The sequence below is a fragment of the Azotobacter beijerinckii genome (assembly GCF_900110885.1).
Lineage (GTDB): Bacteria > Pseudomonadota > Gammaproteobacteria > Pseudomonadales > Pseudomonadaceae > Azotobacter > Azotobacter beijerinckii.
Genome location: NZ_FOFJ01000129.1, coordinates 1 through 3,348 on the forward strand (window position 1 = coordinate 1; position 3,348 = coordinate 3,348).

General features: G+C 54.1%; 4 protein-coding genes. 2 read left to right on the plus strand and 2 right to left on the minus strand.

The genetic code is table 11. The features are described from left to right. Nucleotides 1–193: hypothetical protein (locus BMY22_RS24750; protein ID WP_208599384.1), on the plus strand; the 193-nt coding region annotated here is incomplete at its 5' end. A gap of 338 nt (nucleotides 194–531) precedes the next feature. Here the strand turns inward: BMY22_RS24750 and BMY22_RS22925 are convergent. Then, on the minus strand, nucleotides 532–774 hold the full coding sequence (locus BMY22_RS22925; protein WP_208599385.1) for a hypothetical protein: 243 nt from the start codon (nucleotides 772–774) through the stop codon (nucleotides 532–534). Nucleotides 775–1,269: 495 nt separating this feature from the next. On the opposite strand from BMY22_RS22925, the gene BMY22_RS22930 reads away from it, so the two are divergent. Then, entirely contained in the window at nucleotides 1,270–2,217 is a 948-nt protein-coding gene (locus tag BMY22_RS22930) for a DNA replication terminus site-binding protein (RefSeq protein WP_090625615.1), read from the plus strand. Here the strand turns inward: BMY22_RS22930 and BMY22_RS22935 are convergent. Continuing rightward, on the minus strand, nucleotides 2,214–3,191 hold the full coding sequence (locus tag BMY22_RS22935; RefSeq protein WP_090625617.1) for a ParB/RepB/Spo0J family partition protein: 978 nt from the start codon (nucleotides 3,189–3,191) through the stop codon (nucleotides 2,214–2,216). The two genes, BMY22_RS22930 and BMY22_RS22935, sit on opposite strands and share 4 nt — an antisense overlap. Nucleotides 3,192–3,348 lie beyond the last annotated feature (157 nt).

Consider the following 3,348-nt stretch of genomic DNA (forward strand, 5'->3'; position numbering starts at 1 on the left):
TGGCAGCGAGGACGGGCGACGCTTCAAACTTGCACAAAATTTTGGGCGCAGTCATACTCAACTCACCAAATGGCTGGTTGTCATTGGGGGTAGGGGAACCGTCGAAAAGTTGACCCTACCTATGAAGTGCTCAGAGCTTCAGCAGAAGGCCCGGTTTGCCGACCGGGCCTTCTGCTTTCTGGCGTTTGTTTAATGCATTGGCACGATAACGTTCTCCTTTCCCACCGCGGCGGCTCCATCGAGAGGTGCGGTGCGGGTCTCGTACAGTTTTGCACAGGTTTTACGCGTATGCGTCGTCGGCGCTTCGCAGCCGTTCACAGGTGCAGAGGCGTGTGCCCGGGCTATAAGGTCCCGGCTTACCTGCGCTGCGATGACGGTTTGGTCGAGGACCATGTGTTTTCTTCCTGAATACCGGACAGGGCCCGACGATGAATATATCGGTCATGATGGCGCGTTATAACCCCGAATGCAAGAATGGATAATTTTTATACAATTTCGAACAAAATCTGGGAAAATCCGACAAGTTAGAACCTAACGTCCGATAACATCCCAATGCACGGGACGCAGCTGGGCCTCGTCCAGGCGTTTGGCTTCGATGGTTGCTTGCTCTGGGCTGGTCCAGATGGCTTCCGAGTAGCGTTCCACACCGTTCTCCCGGTCGTGAAAAATGATGTCGAAGGTCGGACTGTCGTAATGCTCGGACAGGTCGCGAACCTGAAAGCGACACAGATAGTCGAGCCGGGGTCTGGCTGTCGTCATCTGCTGTTTTTTCATTCGATGGCTACATAACGGGTCGGCTGGCGGCTCACATCCGTGCTGTGGTTGAGACACAACGGCTTGGTGCCGCACCGCCTCGAGGTTTCCCTTTGTCGAGCCCATGGGATACTCCAGGTTTGTGAAAGATGAATCTGTTCTCTCATGAGTTCCAAGAAACCCAAGCGAGTCTGCCGATGAGTTTTCACCGACTCTGAATCTTGGGTTGGATTTTACTGTATAAAATTACAGCATGCCCATGATTCCTCTCGTGCGGCACCACCTCCGAAGTCCGAGGAGATTTTATTTCCTGGTAATACCATCCCTATATTTGATCCCTACCAAAGCCATCCCCCCTGCCCCCACAACAACCCCCTGAACTTTAAGGAAAAAAAGAAAAACGAAGGAAGAGAAAAGCGGGCGTGGCAGGGGGAGCATAGCGGGGCAAGGCAGAGGGGGAGATATGCTAAGGTGTATGTGTTGGGATGGTATTATTTAAGCTAAGGAGGCCCCCTCATGTACGAAGAAATCCAGGGCGCATTTGCCCGCTTGCAGACCTCACTGCATGCCTTCAACCTCGCCTGGCCCGCTCATGTCGTCTCCGGCGTGGTCTGGCGTCTTCCTTTGCTCACCGAGCAGCGGACCCCCGATACCCTTCAGGCCGAGCGCCTGTCTGGGCAAGCGGCCGTGGACGCCACCCGAAGGGCTCTGGCTGAGTTCGAGCGTGACCTCGGCCAGGCTGCCGGCACCGTCATGCGCCTGCCGGGCTACTTCGTATTGCGCGAATCGGTGCTCGAGCAGGTTCGCCAGATCAATGCCCTCAAGGATGAAGTAGCCGCAGCCATCGAGAAGCTGCGCCTCGAACTGAATCTTGTGCCAGCCGCTCGGCCACGTCTCATGCGCCGCGCGCTGGGAGCAAAATTCAACACCAAGCAGCTGCTGCGCCACATCCAGTGCTTCGATGGCTCCCCACGGTTGATCACGTTCACCTGGGCAGGCCACACCACAGCCACCGGCCGGGTCACCGTCGCCAAGGTGCGCGAGACGCTTCAGGCTGGCGCCGAGGCCCGGGCCAGCCGTGAGAACACCCGCATCGAGGATACCCCTGAATACCAGGAGCTTCGCACCCTGGTGAACATGGCCGACACCGAGGTGCTGACAGAGAGAAAGTCGGTGGCTCCTCATCCGCGAGCCATGCTGTGGTTCTCCGAAAGCTCACGCTATGACGCCATGGTCCATGCCAATCTGCCCGTCTTCGTCACGGCGGGAGAACAGCCCCCACAGGTCATGGAGTTGAAGAACTTCGATCGCAATGCCCGACAGGCCAAGCGCTTCGACGAAAAGCGCCGTACCGAGGTGTTGCCCTTTCGGGACCTCTTCCTGTCAAGTCGCAAGAGTGAGGAAGTGGCCTCCATACCCGATAAGGTCAAGGAGGCGGATGTGGCATCTACCTACCGGACTTAATTTTTAGTTTTAAACTTTTCCGGAGGCACTTGATTAAGAAACTCTTCAAACAGAGCAGCAAGGCTATTGCAATCAACCCCCTTCTCACACTTCACCTCAATTGCTCTATCCGAAACTTTCAGGCTACCAACTCCAGGCAAAGTTTTTTTAATAGGTTGAGCAGGCTGACTGATTCCATTCTTAAGAGCTACCTGCTTACGAATCCAGCGCAGTGCAACTTCTTGCGCAATCCCCACATCTCGCATCTGAATGACAGCTTCAGTTACCAAGTCTTGATGTTGACCTCCTAGCTCAACGAACTCCTTTACATTTCTAATACCAATCAGGCCTGGCTTCTGATCAAGAACCTCCCGCGTTGATTTAGGAAGATCCATGAACGCTAGACAGCGATTTATAACAGAAACAGCAACTCCGACACGCCTTGCCAAAGCTCTTTGGCTCGGCTCTACCTTACGCTCAAGGATTCCATGAAAGCCCTTTCCGCGCTCGTAGTCTGTGAGTTGTTCCTGACCTTCATTATCGGCTAGAGCAGCAACCTCAGCTTCCGTGTCACTCATTTCACGGACTAAAGCCTGGATAGTTTTAGCATTGATTAGCTTGTGCGCTCTCCAGCGGCGCTCCCCTCCAACAAGTTCGTACCGGCCATCTCTCGGGCGTACAAGGATTGGCCTTAGCAGGCCGATTGTCTGAATAGACTCCACAAGCTCTTCCAAACTTTCTACTGAAAGTTGCAAGCGAGGCTGGTAAGGAGACTTATCTATTAGATCAACAGAAATGTCCCTCAATGGGGTGGCAGGTATGGCTTCATCTACGCGGTTGGTCATGCCGGGTAATGGTTCATCCATAACCTGCTCTAGAAGGGTATCCACTGAAATCCCACCACTTCCTTTAGGAACTGCGTCAGGCTTTCGTACCCCATGGAAATTTGTGAGGCTTTCCGTTCCTTTACCAAATCCGCTTGAATGCTTTGCCATACTTTTCTTTATCCAATAGAAAATCTTCTAAGATTCCCAGATAGCTCCAGCGTGGAACATCTCACCGAGCCCTGCCCGTTCCACTGTGGAACACCCCACCGAGCCCTGCCCGTTCCACTGTGGAACACCCCACCGAGCCCTGCCCGTTCCACTGTGG